We start from the raw sequence: 19211 nt of genomic DNA on the forward strand, positions 1-19211 counted from the left end.
ACTTATTTAATTTTGATAGACAATTTAGAGTACAACACAGAGCGTGAACACTTGATTATTCCTGAGTATGGTAGACATATTCAAAAAATGATTAGCTACGCAAAATCAAGAGAAACAAAAGAAGAACGCAATAAAGTAGCCAAAGCTATAATAGCTGTAATGGGTAATTTGCAACCACATCTGCGTGATGTGCCAGATTTTCAGCATAAACTTTGGGATCAATTATTTATCATGTCTAATTTTGAACTAGACGCAGATTCTCCGTTCGAAAAGCCTTCACAAGAAGAGCTAATGCAACGTCCTGTGCCTTTAGATTATCCTCAAAATTTCCCTAAATATCGTTTTTACGGAAACAATATTAAAACCATGATTGACGTTGCTAGAACATGGGAAGAAGGTGAAATGAAAGAAGCATTAGTGTATACAATTGCTAATCACATGAAAAAATGCTTCTTAAATTGGAATAAAGATACCGTTGAAGATGATGTGATTTATGATCATTTATTTGAATTGTCTAATGGCGAATTAAACATTAAAAACTCTGATGAAGATTTAACAGATGCTAATAGTTTAATGAAAGCCTCTAGCGGAAAAAAATATTCCAACAACAAAAAAGGACATAAAAAGAATAACAGAAACCGAAAAAGATACTAAACTTATTTATGGGAACATTTAAAATTGAAGGTGGACACCAGTTAAAAGGAAGCATTCAACCTCAAGGAGCAAAAAACGAAGCATTACAAATTTTATGTGCTGTCTTATTAACTCCAGAAAAAGTCACCATAAATAACATTCCAGATATTATTGACGTCAATAAACTAATAACTTTATTAGGAAACTTAGGCGTTAAAGTAGAACATCTTTCTGAAGGCACTTATAGTTTTCAAGCTGATCAATTAGATTTAAAATATTTAGAGTCTGCTGCTTTTAAAGAAGAAGGACGTGGTTTACGTGGTTCTATAATGATTGTTGGTCCATTATTAGCACGCTTTGGTAAAGGATACATCCCAAAACCAGGTGGTGATAAAATTGGTCGTCGTCGTTTAGATACACATTTTGAAGGATTTATAAATCTTGGCGCTAAATTTAGATACAACCGTGAAGATTATTTTTACGGTGTAGAAGCAGATAAATTAGTAGGAACCGATATGCTTTTAGACGAGGCATCTGTAACAGGTACAGCAAACATTGTGATGGCTGCAGTATTGGCAGAAGGAACTACAACAATTTACAACGCCGCTTGCGAGCCATACTTACAGCAATTATGCAAAATGCTGAATAGAATGGGCGCAAAAATTTCAGGAGTTGGTTCTAACTTATTAACTATTGAAGGAGTTGATAGTCTTGGCGGAACTGAGCATACCATGTTACCAGATATGATTGAAATTGGTAGCTGGATTGGTTTAGCAGCAATGACAAAATCAGAACTTACCATAAAAAATGTAAGTTGGGATGATTTAGGACAAATACCAAACGTCTTTAGAAAATTAGGAATCACTGTTGAAAAACATGGTGACGACATACATATACCTGCACATACCGATGGTTACGAAATACAAAACTACATAGATGGTTCTATTCTAACCATAGCAGATGCTCCTTGGCCAGGTTTTACACCAGATTTATTAAGTATTGTTTTGGTTGTAGCAACGCAGGCTAGAGGAGAAGTTCTTGTACACCAAAAGATGTTTGAGAGTCGTTTGTTCTTTGTGGATAAGTTAATCGATATGGGCGCAAAAATTATCCTTTGTGATCCACATAGAGCAACAGTTATTGGTCATGATTTTAAATCACAGCTAAAAGCTACAACTATGGTTTCTCCAGATATTAGAGCCGGAATTAGTTTGTTAATTGCTGCGCTTTCTGCAAAAGGCACAAGTACCATTCATAATATTGAACAAATAGATAGAGGTTATCAAAAAATTGTAGAACGTTTGAAAGCTATTGGAGCAAAAATTGAACGTTTTGAAGGCAATTAATTTTCTCTTTATTTAAATAAATACAAAAGCGTCTAATTTTGGTTAGACGCTTTTTTTATTCTGATAAGTTCCTCTCTTTAGATAAAGAGAGGTGAATTTTCTTTAGAAAATTTGGAGAGTTTGAACTTAAAACGCGTAGCTGTTTTATAGTAATTCTGTCATTGAGAGCAAAAGCGAAGAATCTTTCCTAGAGATTTATATGTCATTTCGTATTAAGTACGAGGAGAAATCTTATCTTTTGTGATATCTCGTCGCTCATACTTCGCTCTGTTGATATGACAATTTTTAAAACAACCCAACAATCTCTCCATCATCATTAATATCAATATTTTCTGATGCTGGATGCGCAGGTAATCCTGGCATACGCATAATGTCGCCCGTTATAGGGATTAAAAATCCTGCGCCAGCAGCAATTTCAATTTCTCTTATTGTGATGATAAAATCTTTTGGTCGTCCTAATAATTTAGGGTTATCGGATAACGATTTCTGAGTTTTGGCAATACAGATTGGCAAGTTTTCAAGTCCTAAATTAGTTATGGTTTTTAAATTAGCTTTGGCTTTAGAACTGTAATCTACGTGTTCAGCACCGTAAATTTCGGTTGCAATAGTTTCAATTTTATCTTTTACATTAGATTGCCAATTGTACAATGGTTTAAAATTAGCAGAGCCTTTTTCAACTTCATCTATAACAGCTTGCGCTAATTCTAAAGTACCTATTCCGCCTTGCCCCCAAACATCTGCAACTGCTACTTTGATGTTTTTAGATTTAGCAAATTTGGTAATGACTTCTATTTCTTCATTACTATCACTAGTAAATTTATTAATGGCAATTATAGCTGGTACATTAAACTTACCGATGTTTTCTAAGTGCTTTTCTAAATTAGGTAAACCATTTTTTAAAGCATTTACATCTGGAGTTGTAAGTGATTTTAAATCTGCGCCACCATGATATTTTAATGCTCTAATAGTTGTGGTTAACACGACCGCTTTAGGTTTTAGATTGGCGCTTTGACATTTGATATCGAAGAATTTTTCTGCACCCAAATCAAAGCCAAAACCAGCTTCGGTAACCGTATATTCTGAGTGTGACATACCCATTAACGTAGCGATAACACTATTGGTACCTTGAGCAATATTTGCAAATGGTCCACCGTGGATAATGGCTGGATTACCTTCCAAGGTCTGTACTAAATTAGGTTTTATAGCATCTTTTAGTAAAGCCGCCATAGCACCTTCAGCTTTTAAATCTTTGGCGTAAATAGGTTGTTTATCAAAAGTATAACCCACAAAAATATTACCTAGTCTGGTTTTTAAATCGGTTAGGTTTTCTGCTAAACATAAAATTGCCATAATCTCAGAAGCTGCAGTAATATCAAAACCAGTTTCTCTTGGTACGCCAGACGTTGTACCGCCTAAACCAATGACAACACGTCTTAATGCACGATCGTTAAGATCTACAACGCGTTTCCAACCAATGGTTCTTGGGTCTATGTGTAACGATGTGGTTTTACTTTGGATGTTATTATCAATAATTGCTGCTAATAAATTGTGTGCTTTTTCAATTGCAGAAAAATCGCCAGTAAAGTGTAAATTAATATCTTCCATTGGCAATACTTGCGAGTATCCGCCACCAGTTGCGCCACCTTTTATACCAAAAACAGGACCCAAAGATGGTTCTCTAAGCACAACGGTTGTTTTTTTGTTAAGCTGGTTTAAGCCTTCTGATAAACCAATAGAAACGGTTGTTTTACCTTCTCCAGCTGGTGTTGGCGATATGGCAGACACCAAAATAAGATTGCTTTTTTGGGCTTTGTCTTTATCTATAAATTTTAAAGGCAGTTTGGCTTTGTATTTACCATACATTTCAATTTCGTTTGGATCTATACCAAAGGATTTTGAAACGTCTGAAATATGTTTTAAGGTTACGGTTTTTGATATTTGTAAATCGGTCATAAGTCTTTGTTTTAACACTATAAAAATATTAAAACTTATGGAGGCGATTTATGATATTTGTTAGGAGTTTGGGAGAAGGTTTATTTATAATAATTATATGTGATTTTTTTTGCTGGCTATTTTATAAATCTAATTTGTAAATTCATTTTAAAAAATAACTCACCATTTTCTTCGTAAATTTCTCCAAATTCGTGTCGTGACGAACTTGCAGTTTCGAGCTTTGTATTATTTAGTAAATAGTCCTCAAATTCATTTTTGTTGTAGATGTGATAACATAAAACATCTCCATTATCTTTTATAATTAAATAACCACCTGTAGCATCATATTGTCCTGTCCAAACTTGTGAAGGCATCATTCCAAGTGCTACATCAGTCAAGAAACGTTTTATTTTATATTCATAAAACTTATGTTCGTTTTCAATATCAAAATTCAAAGGATTTTTTTTAGCTGTTTCTTTTACCAAATCGGTCAAATGTGAGAACTCACTCGAATAAAAATCTAAAACTATTTGCGATAAAATTTCTGGAAGCAAACTGTCTATTAAAACTAGGTTGTTTGAAAATATTTTTCGTTCTGTTTTTACGAATTCAAATTTTCCTCCTTTATTTTGAATTTGAACAATCCTATCCATTATTTTGCTTCTCGAAGAAATTGAATTGATACCCTTAATTTCATTTTTAGTTAAGTTAATCCCAACAATATTAAAGATGAAATTTGTCGTTTTACCAGCGTTTAGTAAAGTAGAAGGACTACCAAGTTGAGATTTTATGCTAAACCCTAATGTTGGTTGTTGATTGGTTCTTTGGTCGTGAACAACAATTGTAATATCAGTTTTTGCAGAAGAACTAGCTTTTAATGAAATACAGTTTATTGATTGCATAAACTCCTCAATTTCTGGAACAGAAAAAGTCCTTTCATTATTTTTCTTGATTGTATTTAAGAGAAAAAGTGCTTTGTCTTTAAATTCTGAAATTGGGATTTTTAAAACTTCTTCATTACCAGAAATTAAAATAATTTCATCTTGTATTGAATACTCAAAATTACCGTTGTTTTCTGTACGAAGTATTTTGATTATTGGATAAACTAAACCTTCTAATTTTTCTATGTCTTTGTTTCCAAGAAATAATTGTTTGTCACCTAATAACTTAAAAAGAGCATAAATTTCGCTCCATTCTCCTTTATTTCCTGTTATCATTTGTATTTAAGTTTTTCTATTATTTTTTTGGCAGTTGCTTGAATTGCAGGAACTGCTACCGAATTTCCGAATTGTTTGTATGCTTGAGCATCTGAAACAACTATTTTAAAATTGTCTGGAAAGCCTTGTAATCTTGCCCATTCTCGAGGCGTCATTTTTCTAATTCCTTCTCGGTTTACTTCTCCAGAAATATTAGTAACAGGTTTGAAATTTGTTAACCTATCATCTAAAACTAAGTTTCTTTCTCTTCCCATTCCACCACAAACAACAGCATTTGCAGTTCCATTATTTGGTATTATTTCATAGCCAAATCCGTTTCCTTTACTTTCATGTCTTGCTTTGTGTTTTCTTAATGTATCTACATAAGTTGTTGAAAGATAATATTTAACTGAAACTTCGTTTTGTTCTAAAACATCTTGCAAAACTGTTTCTTTATTTGTTGGTTTTGGATATTCAAAATCGTTAATACCAGTATCTTTGTGGAATCCAACTATAAAAATTCGCTCTCGATTTTGAGGAACACCAAATTCTTTTGCGTTAATAATTTGAGGTTCTGGAACATAATACCCTAAATCATCTCGAAGTACATTTAAAATTGTTGATAACGTTTTTCCTTTATCATGATTTCTTAATCCTTTTACATTTTCAAGAAAAATTGCTTTAGGCTGTTTTTTCTTTATGATTTCTGCTACGTCAAAAAATAGAGTTCCTCTTGTGTCTTCAAATCCACCACGTCTTCCAGCAATCGAAAATGCTTGACACGGGAAACCTGCGCAAAGTACATCAAAATTATTTGGGATATAATTTTTTGTTTCGGGTTTTGTAATATCTCCAAAAGGAATTTCTCCAAAATTGGCTCGGTAAGTCTTCTTTGAATATTTATCCCATTCGCTTGTAAAAACACATTTTCCACCTAAATTTTGAAGAGCCAAACGAAATCCACCGATTCCTGCGAAAAGGTCTATAAATTTAAAATCTGGATTTTCTTTAGCTGGAAAAGGAATTGAATTTTTGTTGTTAAAAATTAAATACTGTAATGCTTCTTCAGCTAACTCTGTAGATATTTTTTTCTCTGAATTTTCAGACAAAATATCTTTAACAAAATTTAAAGCATCTTTTTTAAAAAATTGAGAAACGCCATTTTTATGGTTGTATATGTAGTGAGAATATGAAGCCTGTTTATGATTTTCTGGTTCGATAATATTAATCTCAAACAATTGCCCGTCAATATTTTCTATTAATGTTTTCTCGTCTAACATTTATTTTCAATTCAAAATTTGCTCCTTGCAAGATAAGAAGTCTTTTGCAAATTTTTTAATTGATTTTAAAGTGTTTTTTCAATTCTTCTTAACAATTATCTGACTGAAATTTTAAGTTTTTTAGAAGATTTTTGATAAATTCAAAACTCTAACTAACCGCTTCCTTATAAACCTTCAAACAACGTTCTCTAGCAGCTTTGTGGTCTACAATAGGTTGCGCGTAGGTTAATTCTTGATACTCTGGCACCCATTTTTTAATGTATTTGTGGTCTTTGTCAAACTTATCAATTTGAGTTGTTGGATTAAAGATTCTAAAGTATGGCGCAGCATCTACACCAGATCCAGCAACCCATTGCCAGTTACCAACGTTGCTTGCCATTTCGTAATCGTGTAATTTTTCGGCAAAATAGGCTTCGCCCCAACGCCAATCTATCAATAAATGTTTGCATAAAAAACTACCAACTAGCATACGTACGCGGTTGTGCATAAAACCAGTTTCGTTTAGCTCGCGCATACCAGCATCTACTAAAGGATAACCTGTGTTTCCTGTTTTCCAAGCTTCAAATTCTTCTTTGTTATTTCGCCATTTAATATTGTCGTATTTAGACTTAAATGCTTTTGTTTGTGTTTTAGGATAATGCCATAAAATTTGCATGAAAAACTCGCGCCAAATTAACTCTTGCCAAAAGATTTCGTTTTTTTCTGCAATTGCTTTTTTTACCATTTTACGCACGCTAACGGTACCAAATCGTAAATGAGGACCAAGTTTTGAAGTTGCGTCTTTGGCAGGGAAATTTCGTTTGTCTTCGTATTCTTGGATTAACGTTGGCGTTACTGTATAATCTGCAATTTTTTGTGACGAGGTTTTAAAACCCATATCGGATAAGGATACGTTTGGTAATCGGGTATTTTTTACCAAATTATCTAAATACTCGTTAGTGTAATAGATGTTGAGGTTGTAGTTTTTAAAGTTTTCTTTCCAAGTACGCATGTATGGTGTGTAAACTACGTACGGATCGCCGTCTTGCTTGACAATTTCGTCTTTTTCAAAGATAACTTGGTCTTTAAAAGTTTTAAAATTGATGTTGTTTTTTGCTAATAATTCTTCAATTTCGGTATCACGTGTTTTTGCGTATGGCTCATAATCGTGATTGGTAAAAACTGTGTCTATTTCGTAATCTTCAACTAGTTGTTTAAAAACTTTTTTTGGCGTACAATAAAACATAGCAATGCTGCTGTCACGTTCGTCTTGAAGCGTGTTTCGCATGCTTTGCAATGTATCAAAAATGAAAGTTACTCTTGCGTCATCTTCTGGTAATTCGTTTAAAATTTCTTTATCAAAAATAAAGATAGGTAACACAGGTTTGTCTGCTTTTAAAGCATTGTAAAAGCCTACGTTATCGTCTAATCTTAGGTCGCGTCTAAACCAGAATATGTTTAAAGGTTGTTTCATTTGTGATTACTTAAAGTGTCTAGAGTTGTAAGTATTTAAAGTTAGTGTTTTTGTCTGTCTGATTAAAATTTACCAAATAGTTCTTCCAGTTTTTTGGTGCGATAATCAAAGATTTCTTTCAGTTTTGGTTTGACTAAAATAGGATGTACTAGTTGTCCTAAAATACCCATTGGGACTTTGTAATCGATGATGTCTTCCATTTCTACACCGCCATTAATTTCTTTAATAAAATGCTTATGATGCCAAAGTGAATATGGACCAAAACGTTGTTCGTCTACAAAATATTCGCCATCAATAACATGAGTGATTTCCGTTACCCATTTTGTTTTGATCCCTAAAACTGGCGTGACAATATATTGAATAATTTGACCAGCAAACATTGGTCTATCTGCTCCCGAAAGTATATGAAATCCCATATAATCTGGCGTGATGACTTTTAAGTTTTTTGGGTCTGACAAAAAATCCCAAGCTTCTTGTTTGGTAATTGGTAAATTTTGCTTTTGATGTAATCTGTAAATTTTCATGGTTAGCTTTTTCCGCGAAAGCGAAAACTTTTAATTATTAAAGAGAATGTAAGCGTTTAATGACGTAGCAATTAATAGCCAAATTATGTATGGAAGTAATAAAAGACTCCAACTTTTCATTGTTTTTTTTAAACTGAAAAAGATATAAAATACGACTACAGTTAATAAAATAATGGTGATTAAACCTAACAGAATTAAATGTTGGTTGAAGAAAATGAAATTCCAAATAATGTTTAAAAACACTTGAATGCTAAAGGCAATTTTGGCTTTTTCTGATGTTATTTTAATAAATAAAAACATCAAATACACCGAAAAACACAGCATGATTAATGACCAAGCCACACCAAAAACCCAACCTGGTGGCGTCCAAGGTGCTTGATTTAAATTAATATACCAGTCTGATCGTGGTCCATTATCCATTAACCAACTGCCAAGACCTAAGCTTCCAAAATTGATAAACAGGAAAAAGATGAAGTATTTTAGCTTTTTCACACGTTTAAATTTTAAAGCTTACAATACCGCAGTCTAAATCAAAAACTTGTCCCGAAATTGAAGAAGCTTTATCCGAACATAAAAAGCTTGCCATATTGGCAACTTCTTCTGGTTGTAAGTATTTTTTTAACGGATGACGCTCGCGCATGTTTTCTTCTTGCTTTTCGTTACGCAATAGTTTTGATGCTAAATCTGTATTGGTCACAGTTGGCGCAACAGCGTTTATTCTAACGGTTGGCGCTAATTCGGCACCAACAGATTTTACTAAACCTTCAACAGCGCTTTTTGATGCTGCAACGCTGGCGTGAAAAGGCATTCCTAATTTTGTAGCTACGGTACTAAATAATACAATTGATGGATTATTACCTTTTTTTAAAGGCTCAACATATTTTTGTAATGCTTTTACAGCACCAATAACGTTAATTTCAAAATCGGCTCTAAAATCGTCTAATTTTAATCGTCCGATAGGTTTTAAATTAATACTTCCCGGACAATAAATTAAATGATCTAAATAGTCTATTTCTGGTAAATCGTCAGTTAAAATATCGCAAGAATGATGGGTTAGATTCTCGTGAGAAAAATCAGGTTCATTTCTACTAATATTTGTGACTTTATGTGTTTCTAAAAAGCTTTTAGTAATGGCTTTTCCGATGCCTTTACTTCCGCCAATAATAACTAAATGACTCATGATTATATAGTTACAGTTGTTGGTAAACGTTTTTCTACTTTACGTTTTATAGCGGTTAAGCGTTTCATTAAATCCATGATTTTTTGGTCTTTCTTTTTCTTATAAATTTGGTTCAATTCTAAGATTAAAGATTTTGCCTGTCTTGATAACTTTACACGATCACTAGTTGATAAAGATCTTAAACTAGTTTGCTCAAATTCTAGTGCTTTTTCTATTGTACTCATGGCTTATTGTTTTAAGTAGTTTTGTAATTCTGATATTTTTTGCGGGTTTGTAAATAGTCCGCTATAAAAAGTAGTTACAGTAGCAGAAGTATCGTCTTTTACGCCTCTTGACGATACACAAAGATGTTTTGCATCTATGATTACTGCTACGTCTTCTGTATTTAAAATTTGTTTTAAATCTTCACCAATTTGGTTGGTTAAACGCTCTTGTACTTGTGGTCTTTTAGCATAATACTGTACAATTCTATTTAATTTAGATAGTCCAATGACTTTTCCTGAAGATATGTAAGCCACATGCGCTTTACCAATAATTGGCACAAAATGATGCTCGCAATTAGAGTAAAATGTAATATCTTTTTCTACCAACATTTGGTTGTATTGATATTTATTATCAAACAATGCAATTTTTGGTTTGTTAGCTGGATTTAATCCAGAGAAAATTTCTTCAACATACATTTTTGCAACACGTTGTGGTGTGCCTTTTAGCGAGTCGTCGGTTAAATCTAAACCAAGTACGTCCATAATTTCTTCAAAAAGAATTGAAATACGTTCCTTTTTTTCTTCATCAGAAATTTTAAACGCATCTTTTTTCATTGGTGTTTCCAGACTGGTAAATAAATGGTCATCACCAATATCTTCAATCGAAAATCCATTTAATTTGTGTCCGTTGGTTGGAGTTACTAATTTTTCATTTTTCATAGCATCTTTTTTAATTGCTGTTTTCAATATAAAATCGAAACAAAGCAGGTTGTTATATCTATCGTTTAGATATTTTATTGTGTGTAATTTGTTTTTGTCTACTGCATTTAAATCTTCCTTTTTCAAAAGATCTTAATTTTTGATGTTTGGTAGCACGACCTTGCACACGTTTTCGCCAAAGTCTAAAGCTACTAGGTTTCATCTCTCTACGCATAAGATTAATAACCTCTTGTTCTTTTAAACCAAATTGAAAAGCGATAGCATCAAAGGTAGTGCGATCTTCCCAAGCCATTTCTATTATTCTATCAATTTCCCTTATCGTCAAATTCTTATTCATTATATGGTATTGTTGAAAATTGTGCGTCAAATTCTATTTTCTGATCCAATAGTTTTTTAAAAAATTGCTTGTTTTCTTTGAAGGTTTTATTCTCTCTAAAATGAATAAATTTGCCGTCTGCATGTATGCTTGCACCGTTAGTTTTATAAATCACTAATCTGTAATATGGTATTGCCCAAGCAAAGCGTTGTAAACCTTTACCTATATGAATTAAAATGCCTTTTGGTCTTAACTCTATGCTTCCATAATTTATATCGTTTACCAAGTTAATTACGGTATGTAGGTTTGGGCTAACCTCGTCAATAATCATTCGTTTAGAACCAACACCTTTTAATTTTAACGCTTGGAAAAACGAAAAAGGCTTACCTAACAAGTTGTTGATTTGTTTAGTGATTTCTTTATCGGTATAAGAAGTATTAAAAAGCAATATTTTGTTATTTGATTCTAACCAAATCTACAAAATGTTTAATCTTTTTAAAAATATGTTAAACAATATTTAACATATTATTTTCTGATGTTTGATAATTAAAATCTATCGGTTGCGAAGCATTCTGCTACGATCGCTTAAAGTATGTCGTTTTAAGATGCGTAAACTTTCTTTTTTTACAAGAGTATCTTCTTTCATTTGCCATAAAATATCACTTGCTTGTTTGCGCGTTTTCTTTTCATTGATAATAGGAAAAGGATAGTCTTTACCTAATTCAAAACTAGTAATTTGTTGGTCAAAATAGGTCATTTCACTTGGGTTATGTATAAAAGGCGCTTCTAAATTTGCTAATTCTGGAACCCATTGTTTTATAAATTTACCTTCCGGATCATGCTCTAAACTATTTTTTAACGGATTGTAAATTCGCAACATGTTTATACCTGTTTCTCCTGCTTGCATCTGTATTTGTGGGTAATGTATACCAGGTTCAAAATCTAAAAATAAGCTTGCTAAATGTTCGCTTAAGTCTTGCCAAGGTTGCCATAAATTGTGTGTGAAAAATGAAACCACTAAAGCACGCATTCTAAAATTTAAATAGCCTGTTGTGTTTAAACAACGCATGCAGGCATCTACCAACGGAAAGCCTGTTTTGCCTTCTTTCCATGCATTTTGAAACTCAACGTTTACTGGTTTTTCAAGTTGATGAAAGCCTTTATTTACGCTTTTAAATTCCATTGTATGTTCCATTTCAAACTTTTGGATAAAGTGTGCTTGCCAGCGTAAACGCGATACAAAAGCATTTAAATGACGTTTGTGTTTTTTGTTTTTAACAGCTTCTGATGCACTATTAATGACTTGTTTCACGGATAAATTTCCCCAAGCAATGTATGGCGATAATCGGCTGCAACCTGTTCTGGCTTCTAAAGGTTTTGATATATGAAACATGTAGTTTTTATAGCGATTATTGAAAAAAGACTGCACGTATTTTATTCCTGTTGTTGTACCACCTTTTTGAAAGTTTTTATTGTGAATAGTTTCTGTTGAAACAGTTTTAAACTGAAGTTCTAAAGCTTCAACTGAAGTAATATTTAATAACTGATTTTGTTTTGGCTGAAACTGAAACTCTGGTTGCATCATAAAATGATCCCAATCTTCAAACCAAGTGTTTCTGTTTTTTAGTCCACGCTGTACACCGTTATTAGTGTTTTCTATCCAAGTAATATGTTGAGTTCGGCAAAATTTCGCGAAAGCGATATCTCTTTCAAAAGTTGATAGTATTCCAGTTTCTAGGTGAGAAAACACGTGTGTAATGTTGAATTGCTTTTGAAGTTGCTCAACTGTATTTTCAATAGAATTATTAACTACTAAAACTTTAGACTTATAAGGTTTTAGTTGCTGATTTAAATCCTCTAAAGACTGTTTTATAAAATCCCAATGATGTTGACTGTAATGTTTGTCTTGAAGTAAAAAATCCTCGAAAGTGTAGAGGAGAAGCACGTTTTGGTTTGTGTTTATGGCGTTGGTAATGGCTTCGTTATCCTGTAAACGAAGGTCGCGTTTTAACCAAACTATACTAAGGTTGTTTTTCATTAAAAGTTATTAGGATTTTCTATAATACTTTGTGCACGTTTTTTGATATTTACCAGTTGGTCTTTATCCATTTTGTCTAGTAAACTGTACATCATGCCCATACGACGATTATTGCCTAAAATGCTGCGTTTATCGTCTAAAAAATTCCAGTATAAGCTGTTAAACGGACATGCTTTTTTGTCTAATTTTTCCTTTTTATCGTAATAGCAATTGTCACAATAATTACTCATTTTATTAATGTAACTTCCGCTAGAAACGTAGGGTTTTGTAGCTATTTTTCCACCATCTGCAAATTGGCTCATGCCACGTGTGTTGGGTAATTGTACCCATTCTAAAGCATCAACATAAATACCTAAATACCAAGCATCAACTTCATCTGGTTTAATTTGCGCGAGTAACGCAAAATTACCAGTTACCATCAATCGCTGTATGTGATGCGCATAACCATTATCTAAACTGTTGGTTATGGCATTTTTTAGGCAGTTCATTTTAGTATTTCCTGTCCAATAAAACTCAGGAAGTTTATTGGTGTTTTCTAAGTGGTTTTCGGTTTTATAATCTGGCATTAAAGCCCAATACATACCGCGCATATACTCGCGCCAACCAATAATTTGACGAATAAAACCTTCTACTTGAGATATATCAATATTGTCGCCATGTTTGCGCCAATAATTTAAAACGGTATCCACAATATTTTTTGCTGAAATAAGCTTGATGTTCATCGCAAAAGACAGTCGCGAATGGAATAAATACACTTCGTTAGTATGCATCGCATCTTGATAATCGCCAAAATGAATCAATAATTCTTCACAGAAATATTTGAGTTGATCTAACGCTTGCGCTCTGGTAATTGGATAACTAAACGTTTTAGTGTCAAAGTTACCAATGGTTTTGATGTCACTGTTTTTAATTAGCTCAACAATATCTGAAACGTCATTTTTAAAATATTTGTAAGAAGGAATCTTATGTTCACCTTTCCATTTGTTGCGGTTGCTTTTGTCGTAGTTCCATTTACCGCCTTCAGGTTGGTTTCCAGCCATTAAAATGTCGTGTTTTTTACGCATATCGCGGTAAAAATTCTCCATTAAATATTGCTTTTTACCTTTAAAAAAGTCCTTTAAATCATTACGTTCTGTGTAAAAATGTTCTGTTGAAAACACTTCAGATTCAATATCTAGAGACTTGCAAAATTCTGATAATTGTTGATCTACGCGATACTCGTCTGGTAATTGGTATTCAAACTTTTCAATCTCATGTTTTTTGATGAGTTGTTTTAAATTTTCTACTAAATCTTGCGTATTTTTTTTATCGTCTAGTTTATAATAGTCTACTTTAAAATTATTCTCTTTAAGATGATTTGAAAACGCACGCATTGCAGCAAAAAAGCCAATTATTTTTTGAATATGATGCGTTACATAATCGGTTTCTTGACGCATTTCAAATAGACAATACACCACATTTTTATCATTGGTTTTATACCAACTGTGTTTGCTGTTTAATTGATCACCAAGTATAAGTCTAAGTGTTTTCATGTTCTAAAATAAAGTGTCTTGCAGCCACAAACGTTGGTATTTACCGTTACTATCGTAGCGATCTGCTTGAAGTTTGACGTTAAATTTTCGGTCTCTCGGGTCGTTACCAACACCAGCAACATACATCCAGTTACCGTAATTGCTGTGCACATCGTAATCGAGTAGTAAACTCTCAAAATAGGCTGCACCAATGCGCCAATCTAATTCTAGTGATTTTGCAAAATAACTCGCTACATTTTGTCGACCACGATTACTCATCCAACCTGTTTTTTTAAGCTCAATCATGTTAGCGTTTACAAAAGGTTCAGACGTTTTACCATTAATCCAGTCGTTTATTTTTTGCTGATTTTTAGACCAGTCGTAATCCTTGTTTAAAATTCCACCAATTTTAAAGATCTGATTGCCAAATTTTAATGACACATATTTAAAATAGTCACGCCAAATAAGCTCGAAAATAAGCCAATAGGTAGAATCATTTTTAAAATATGCTTTTTCAAACCGCTTGACTTGGTAATAAATGTGTTTAGCTGAAAGACTTCCATTAGCTAACCATGGAGAAAATTTTGAACTAAAATCTTTACCAACCAATCCGTTACGAGTCTTTTTATAAACGCCTAATTTTTTTGTGTTGAAAAAATAATCTTCCAAACGTTTCAATGCTTCAGTTTCTCCACCTTTAAATGGAAATGCTAAATTTGGATGCACTTCAAAATCTTCAAAACCTAAATCTGAAAGTGAAGGAATTGAAGTTGGATTTTCTAAAGTATCTTCATTTACTTTTTCTATTGCTAAAGAAGTTTCAGGTCTTATTGCGCTTTGTTTTTCACAAGCTTTTCTAAATTCTGTAAAGACTTTAGGTAGTTGTTCTATATTGAAAGGAATATCCTCTGGATGATATAAAAACTGATTGTAACTTGTTGAAATCTGAATGTATTCAGGCAACTTTTCTTTCACCTTATTAAACACATCAACTTCTTCTTGCGTCCATTCTTCTTGTAAAAAAATATGATTAATTTGATAGTTTTCTACCAAATCTGGAATACAATTTTCAGGTTTTATGGTATAAACGAATAATGGAATATTAAGTTGAGCTAGATTATTTTTTAAATTGGTTACTGTTTCAATTAAAAATTTTGCTCTGTATTTTTCGGTTTTTTTAAAGCCAAACTGATCAACTTCAAAATGTCTTGGGTCAAAGCAATATAAAGCGATAACACGATTATTACTATTAATAGCATTTGCTAATGATAGGTTATCGTGAATTCTTAAATCGTTTCTAAACCAAACTAGGCTTGTCTCTTGTTTCTTCTGCATTTTTCACTACAATATTTTACATTGTCCCAATTTTTCTCCCATTTTTTTCGCCATGTAAAAGGTAGTTGGCAAACGGGACAAATTTTTGTTGGTAGATTTTGTTTCTCAATTCCTTTAGGCATTGGCCAATTTATTTATCATTCCGTTAAAAATAAACCCGTGAAATGGTAAAACGCTATACCAATAGAGTCTTCCCCAAAGTCCGCGTGGTCTAAAAGTAGCACGTTGGTAAACTTTACCTTTTGCCACTTGAAACTCTAACCAAGCTTCGCCAGGTAACTTCATTTCGGCAAAAAGGATAAGGCGTTTTTGTTCTTTATCTGCTAATAATACGCGCCAAAAATCTAAGGCGTCACCAGTTTTGATGTCGGTTTTATTGGTACGACCACGACGTAAGCCAATACCGCCAACCAATTTGTCTAAATAACCTCTAATTTTCCAAAGTGTTGTACCGTAATACCATCCATTTTCTCCGCCAATTGCCCAAATCTTTTCAAGTGTTCGGTTTTCATCTTTTACCTGTCGTTCTTTGATGTCTTTGAAGCATCCAAATTTTGGAACTTTCAAGTATTTGGTTGATACTCTTTTTTTATTTCGGCTACTTATAAAAGCGTCTTTCCAGCTGGAGATAATTTCATTTCCTTCAATTTTTACAAAAGCGACTTCTACCGCTTGTTTATACGTCATTGGTTTTATTTCTAAAAATTGATTGATTTTACTTTTTTCTCCTATAATTTCAATACCCATGCTATTTACTAAAGAAGAGGCTAGTTTGTAAGATGTTGATGTTACAAAATATAGCCAGTAGCTTGACAGTTTTGGTGTCATTACCGGAACTGTAATAATGTGTCTTTTTAGTTTTCTTATGTTGGCAAACTGCAATAGCATTTGCTTGTAGGTAATAATTTCTGGACCAAAAATATCATGAGATGTGTTGTACAATTCTTGTTTACCAAGTCCCTTGGTTAAAAACGCTAAAACGTCTCTAATACCAATAGGTTGTGTTTTGGTGTTTAACCATTTTGGCGCAATCATTACGGGAAGTTTTTCGACTAAATCTCTAATAATTTCGAAACTTGCGCTACCAGAACCAACAATAATTCCTGCTTTAAAAACGGTTAATGCGTAGACATTAGATTTTAAAGTTTCTTCTACGTTTTTTCTGGATAATAAATGTTTTGAGAGTTTGGTGTCGTTGGTAATTCCGCTAAGGTAAATAACTTGTTTTACGTTAGTCGTTTCGATATAATTTTTGAAGTTTAGCGCACATTCTTCTTCTAACTTATGAAATTTATCGACCGAATTTGACATAGAATGTATCAAATAATATGCTGCATCTATATCTTTGGGTATGTTTTTTAAGGTGTCTGGTTTTAAAAAATCTGCTTCGACAACATGAAGATTTTTCTCTTCAGAATATCTTTTTTCGGTACGTAATTTTCCGCGAACAGCGCACACAACGGTATGACCTTGGTCTAAAAGTAACGGGATTATGCGCTTACCGATGTAGCCTGTTGCTCCTGTTACTAATATTCTCATGTTTTGGTTTTTACTGGTTAGTCGCTAGTTTTATTTTCTAGAGTCTACTGCCTATTGTTTACTGACTGCTGTTTTAGGTCTTTGGTATTCTAAGCGTTTTTCTAGAGTAGGAATGGCGTAAGTATCTAATCCATTTATGGTGGCAACATTTGCTTTAGAAAGATTTACAAAACCATCATTTTCTAATAAATTATCGTTTATAAAAAGATTTTCAATTTCACCTAAAACAAGAATAGTATCATTTTCTTTAATGAAATACTCTTGAACAAATTTCATTTGAAGCTGAACTGGCGCATCTTTTACAAAAGGAGCAAAGCCGTTATTTTTATATTCTGAATTTAGATTAGTCACTTCAAATTCTGAAATATTAGCATCATATTTAGCCGATGTATGATGCGCATCTTGTATTATTGATTTATGAATGTGATTAATCGTGTAAACGCCAGTTGCTTTTATGTTTTCGTAAGTGTTGCGTAAAACGGTTGTAGGTCTGCAAAAAAAACCTAAAAGTGGCGGATTGCTACCAACGTGCGTTACCGAACTAAATACCGCTACATTTTCAACATTATCTTTAGATTTTGTGCCAATTAGATTAGCACTTTTAAATCCTGAAACACTATTGATAAGGTTTATGCGATACAAATGATGCATTTCGTCTATGTGCTTTTTACTGAAATGCTTCATTATTTTAAGTTTTTAAAATTATTGATTTTGATGTCTTTAGCTTTTAAATCGAACATTAAATTGTAAAGGCCAAAAAACGTACGGTTGATGTAAATAAAATGCTTAGATCCGCGGTTACCGTTCATTTTTCTTAACTCTGTATTTTTACTGTAACGTTGTCCCATTTCTGAAATAGCATTAAAAAATTCAGGATTAGAAAAGTCAAATGTATCAACATGAAAAGGTTGCGTGAACAAGCTTAATAACTCATGAAACATTGCTGAAAAGAATTCTAATTCTTCAGGACTATCATCTTCTCTTAAAATTTCTAATTCAAACATTTTTTTAGTAAAAATGTCTTTGTTTTCAAGACTTTCTTTTTTTGCTAATTCAAAATAAGGTGTGTAAAAATCTTCTGGTACGGTTTTCATGCAACCAAAGTCTAGAGCAATTAATTCGCCTTTTTTAGACACTAAAAAATTACCAGGATGCGGATCTGCGTGTACTTTTTTAAGCACATGCATTTGATACATATAAAAATCCCAAAGCGCTTGCCCAAGTTGATTGGCTAACTCTTGGTTGGTGTTATGAGCTGTAAATTCAGAAAGGTGTTCGCCTTCCATCCAATCCATTGTAATGATACGTTCTGAAGATAAATCTTCATAATACTCAGGAAATTTAAGATTAGGAATGTGTTTACAAGCCTTTACAATCTCTTTACTTTGTTGCACTTCAAGGATGTAATTAGTCTCTTCAATAAGTTTATTTTCAACTTCTTTAAAGTACTTATCGCTATCTTTTCCTTTAATATTAAACATTTTGATAGCTATAGGTTTTACCAAAGCCAAATCGCTAGAAATACTTTCTGAGACACCAGGATATTGAATTTTCACAGCAAGTTTTTTCCCATCCTTTTCAGCTAAATGTACTTGTCCTATACTGGCAGCATTAACCGAATTAAGATTGAAGGTGTCAAAGATTTGGCTAGGTAATTGACCAAAATATTTTTTAAAAGTCTTCTTAACTAAAGGTGCCGATAATGGCGGCACAGAAAACTGTGCCAACGAGAACTTTTCTACATAGGCTTGTGGTAAAATGCTTTTTTCCATACTAAGCATTTGCGCTACTTTTAAAGCACTTCCTTTAAGTTGTTTTAAACTGTCGTAAATATCGTCTGCGTTGTTTTTATTTAAACGTTCTTTAGCTTCAAGCTCTGATTTTGTAAGTTTATCACCATAATATTTTAGGTAATTAACACCAACTTTAGCACCTGTAGATACTAATTTGGTTGCACGAGATATTTTTGAAACAGGTATTTTGTCTATAGTTTTCAATAGAATGA

At 32.8% G+C, this 19211-nt stretch carries 20 protein-coding genes; 2 read left to right on the forward strand and 18 right to left on the reverse strand.

Annotated features, from left to right (window positions below):
* The first annotated feature begins 12 nt into the window (after window positions 1-12).
* Complete coding sequence (locus WA327_RS09130; RefSeq protein WP_336068900.1) at window positions 13-654, forward strand: DUF4290 domain-containing protein; 642 nt, start codon at window positions 13-15, stop codon at window positions 652-654.
* Window positions 655-662: 8 nt separating this feature from the next.
* Window positions 663-1979, forward strand: coding sequence for a UDP-N-acetylglucosamine 1-carboxyvinyltransferase (gene murA, locus WA327_RS09135; protein ID WP_336068903.1), 1317 nt, complete (start codon window positions 663-665; stop codon window positions 1977-1979).
* Between the two features lie 285 nt (window positions 1980-2264).
* Here murA and WA327_RS09140 read toward each other — a convergent pair whose 3' ends face one another.
* From WA327_RS09140 to WA327_RS09225, 18 genes are all read right to left on the reverse strand, one after another.
* Window positions 2265-3932: a formate--tetrahydrofolate ligase gene (locus WA327_RS09140; protein ID WP_336068905.1), complete on the reverse strand. Its 1668-nt coding sequence runs from the start codon at window positions 3930-3932 to the stop codon at window positions 2265-2267.
* Between the two features lie 116 nt (window positions 3933-4048).
* A complete protein-coding gene (locus WA327_RS09145; protein ID WP_336068907.1) occupies window positions 4049-5128 on the reverse strand; it encodes an HpaII family restriction endonuclease in 1080 nt (359 codons plus the stop codon).
* Window positions 5125-6387, reverse strand: a complete 1263-nt coding sequence (locus WA327_RS09150) for a DNA cytosine methyltransferase (RefSeq protein WP_336068910.1) — start codon at window positions 6385-6387, stop codon at window positions 5125-5127. The genes WA327_RS09145 and WA327_RS09150 overlap by 4 nt, the downstream gene beginning before the upstream one ends.
* A gap of 148 nt (window positions 6388-6535) precedes the next feature.
* Window positions 6536-7840, reverse strand: coding sequence for a deoxyribodipyrimidine photo-lyase (locus tag WA327_RS09155; RefSeq protein WP_336068913.1), 1305 nt, complete (start codon window positions 7838-7840; stop codon window positions 6536-6538).
* A gap of 62 nt (window positions 7841-7902) precedes the next feature.
* Window positions 7903-8364 carry an SRPBCC family protein gene (locus WA327_RS09160; RefSeq protein WP_336068916.1) on the reverse strand — a complete coding sequence of 154 codons (462 nt, stop codon included), beginning with the start codon at window positions 8362-8364 and terminating at the stop codon, window positions 7903-7905.
* Between the two features lie 30 nt (window positions 8365-8394).
* Entirely contained in the window at window positions 8395-8856 is a 462-nt protein-coding gene (locus WA327_RS09165; RefSeq protein ID WP_336068919.1) for a TspO/MBR family protein, read from the reverse strand.
* A 4-nt stretch (window positions 8857-8860) separates the two neighbouring features.
* The gene (locus WA327_RS09170; RefSeq protein ID WP_336068921.1) at window positions 8861-9544 is read right to left on the reverse strand and encodes an SDR family oxidoreductase; all 684 of its coding nucleotides are present in this window, start codon (window positions 9542-9544) and stop codon (window positions 8861-8863) included.
* Window positions 9545-9546: 2 nt separating this feature from the next.
* Window positions 9547-9768 carry a hypothetical protein gene (locus WA327_RS09175; RefSeq protein WP_336068923.1) on the reverse strand — a complete coding sequence of 74 codons (222 nt, stop codon included), beginning with the start codon at window positions 9766-9768 and terminating at the stop codon, window positions 9547-9549.
* A gap of 3 nt (window positions 9769-9771) precedes the next feature.
* Complete coding sequence (folE, locus tag WA327_RS09180) at window positions 9772-10467, reverse strand: GTP cyclohydrolase I FolE (protein WP_336068926.1); 696 nt, start codon at window positions 10465-10467, stop codon at window positions 9772-9774.
* A 58-nt stretch (window positions 10468-10525) separates the two neighbouring features.
* Window positions 10526-10804 carry a TIGR03643 family protein gene (locus tag WA327_RS09185; RefSeq protein ID WP_129761666.1) on the reverse strand — a complete coding sequence of 93 codons (279 nt, stop codon included), beginning with the start codon at window positions 10802-10804 and terminating at the stop codon, window positions 10526-10528.
* A complete protein-coding gene (locus tag WA327_RS09190; RefSeq protein WP_336068929.1) occupies window positions 10797-11231 on the reverse strand; it encodes a hypothetical protein in 435 nt (144 codons plus the stop codon). Before WA327_RS09190 ends, WA327_RS09185 begins: the two co-directional genes overlap by 8 nt.
* A gap of 105 nt (window positions 11232-11336) precedes the next feature.
* Window positions 11337-12821, reverse strand: a complete 1485-nt coding sequence (locus tag WA327_RS09195; protein WP_336068931.1) for a deoxyribodipyrimidine photo-lyase — start codon at window positions 12819-12821, stop codon at window positions 11337-11339.
* Window positions 12821-14353: a cryptochrome/photolyase family protein gene (locus WA327_RS09200; protein WP_336068933.1), complete on the reverse strand. Its 1533-nt coding sequence runs from the start codon at window positions 14351-14353 to the stop codon at window positions 12821-12823. Before WA327_RS09200 ends, WA327_RS09195 begins: the two co-directional genes overlap by 1 nt.
* Window positions 14354-14356: 3 nt before the next feature.
* On the reverse strand, window positions 14357-15667 hold the full coding sequence (locus tag WA327_RS09205) for a DASH family cryptochrome (RefSeq protein WP_336068935.1): 1311 nt from the start codon (window positions 15665-15667) through the stop codon (window positions 14357-14359).
* On the reverse strand, window positions 15640-15777 hold the full coding sequence (locus WA327_RS09210) for a DUF2256 domain-containing protein (RefSeq protein ID WP_336069841.1): 138 nt from the start codon (window positions 15775-15777) through the stop codon (window positions 15640-15642). Before WA327_RS09210 ends, WA327_RS09205 begins: the two co-directional genes overlap by 28 nt.
* Before the next feature lie 4 nt (window positions 15778-15781).
* Window positions 15782-17206 (reverse strand): SDR family oxidoreductase, encoded by a 1425-nt coding sequence (locus WA327_RS09215; RefSeq protein WP_336068938.1) that lies wholly within the window; start codon window positions 17204-17206, stop codon window positions 15782-15784.
* A 51-nt stretch (window positions 17207-17257) separates the two neighbouring features.
* Entirely contained in the window at window positions 17258-17890 is a 633-nt protein-coding gene (locus WA327_RS09220; protein ID WP_336068942.1) for a flavin reductase, read from the reverse strand.
* Entirely contained in the window at window positions 17890-19203 is a 1314-nt protein-coding gene (locus tag WA327_RS09225; RefSeq protein ID WP_336068944.1) for an AarF/UbiB family protein, read from the reverse strand. Before WA327_RS09225 ends, WA327_RS09220 begins: the two co-directional genes overlap by 1 nt.
* Window positions 19204-19211 lie beyond the last annotated feature (8 nt).

This window comes from Mesoflavibacter sp. CH_XMU1404-2, from assembly GCF_037029465.1.
In the GTDB taxonomy this organism is placed as follows: domain Bacteria; phylum Bacteroidota; class Bacteroidia; order Flavobacteriales; family Flavobacteriaceae; genus Mesoflavibacter.

Bases quoted from the DNA above. Each gene is read 5' to 3' on its own strand.
- murA (WP_336068903.1), top strand. From the start codon at position 663: ATGGGAACATTTAAAATTGAAGGTGGACACCAGTTAAAAGGAAGCATT.
- WA327_RS09140 (WP_336068905.1), bottom strand. From the start codon at position 3,932: ATGACCGATTTACAAATATCAAAAACCGTAACCTTAAAACATATTTCA.
- WA327_RS09145 (WP_336068907.1), bottom strand. From the start codon at position 5,128: ATGATAACAGGAAATAAAGGAGAATGGAGCGAAATTTATGCTCTTTTT.
- WA327_RS09150 (WP_336068910.1), bottom strand. From the start codon at position 6,387: ATGTTAGACGAGAAAACATTAATAGAAAATATTGACGGGCAATTGTTT.
- WA327_RS09155 (WP_336068913.1), bottom strand. From the start codon at position 7,840: ATGAAACAACCTTTAAACATATTCTGGTTTAGACGCGACCTAAGATTA.
- WA327_RS09160 (WP_336068916.1), bottom strand. From the start codon at position 8,364: ATGAAAATTTACAGATTACATCAAAAGCAAAATTTACCAATTACCAAA.
- WA327_RS09170 (WP_336068921.1), bottom strand. From the start codon at position 9,544: ATGAGTCATTTAGTTATTATTGGCGGAAGTAAAGGCATCGGAAAAGCC.
- WA327_RS09175 (WP_336068923.1), bottom strand. From the start codon at position 9,768: ATGAGTACAATAGAAAAAGCACTAGAATTTGAGCAAACTAGTTTAAGA.
- folE (WP_336068926.1), bottom strand. From the start codon at position 10,467: ATGAAAAATGAAAAATTAGTAACTCCAACCAACGGACACAAATTAAAT.
- WA327_RS09185 (WP_129761666.1), bottom strand. From the start codon at position 10,804: ATGAATAAGAATTTGACGATAAGGGAAATTGATAGAATAATAGAAATG.
- WA327_RS09195 (WP_336068931.1), bottom strand. From the start codon at position 12,821: ATGAAAAACAACCTTAGTATAGTTTGGTTAAAACGCGACCTTCGTTTA.
- WA327_RS09200 (WP_336068933.1), bottom strand. From the start codon at position 14,353: ATGAAAACACTTAGACTTATACTTGGTGATCAATTAAACAGCAAACAC.
- WA327_RS09205 (WP_336068935.1), bottom strand. From the start codon at position 15,667: ATGCAGAAGAAACAAGAGACAAGCCTAGTTTGGTTTAGAAACGATTTA.
- WA327_RS09215 (WP_336068938.1), bottom strand. From the start codon at position 17,206: ATGAGAATATTAGTAACAGGAGCAACAGGCTACATCGGTAAGCGCATA.
- WA327_RS09220 (WP_336068942.1), bottom strand. From the start codon at position 17,890: ATGAAGCATTTCAGTAAAAAGCACATAGACGAAATGCATCATTTGTAT.